The sequence below is a fragment of the Mesorhizobium sp. M7A.F.Ca.MR.148.00.0.0 genome, assembly GCF_003997735.1.
Classification (GTDB): Bacteria; Pseudomonadota; Alphaproteobacteria; order Rhizobiales; family Rhizobiaceae; genus Mesorhizobium.
Genome location: NZ_RZTB01000018.1, coordinates 1 through 741 on the forward strand (window position 1 = coordinate 1; position 741 = coordinate 741).

At 64.2% G+C, this 741-nt stretch carries 1 pseudogene; it reads right to left on the minus strand.

What is annotated here, in order from left to right:
* Nucleotides 1–741 (minus strand): annotated as a pseudogene (locus EOB49_RS37495) (kinesin); the annotation flags it as partial.

The window sequence follows — 741 nt, forward strand, 5'->3', positions numbered from 1 at the left end:
CCCTTCTTGAGCTCGGCCCGGGTCAGGTCGAGTTCGCTCTTGATCGAGCCGGCGGTGCGCCGCATCTCCTCGGTCGCATCGGCAAAGCGCTTGGTTGCCGAGTCGACGACGTCGGTGATGGCGTTGCGGATCTTGTCGGCCGACTCCATCGTCTTGCCTTCGGCGTTCTGCAGCGTCTGGCCGACGAGATTTTCGAACGAGCGCATGACCCTTTCGAGATCTTCCGACTTCTTGACCAGGCCGACGGCGAGGTCTTCGAGCGACGACTGCCGTTCGAGCGTGTGTTCGAGGTTGCTCTGGGCCGAGCTCAGCAGGTCCGAAGCGCTGGACAGCAGACGGCCGTGTTCGTCGAACTTGGTGGCGATCGACGCCACCTCGCGCAAGGTGGACGACGACAGTTCCGTCAGCCTCGTCGTGTTCGAATCGACCAGACGTGCCGAGCTGGCGAAGGTCTGCGCGGCTTTTTCCGTGGTGGCGGCGAAGCTTTGCGTGCTGCCGCTCAGGCGTTCATCGACCTGGCCGAGATTGACCGCGGCCTGATCGATCAACTGACCGAGCTGCGAGCTGGACTTGGTCATGCGGCCGATGAGATCAGCGACGCTGTCGGACAGCGACGAGCGGGCGCCTTCGACCGCCGACAAGGTTTCGGCGGTGCGGCTGGCGAGCGCGTCGACAAGCGCGGCATTCTCGCTGCGCAGCTTCTCGGTGGCGCGTTCGGTGACCTCTTCCGTGCTCTTTTGC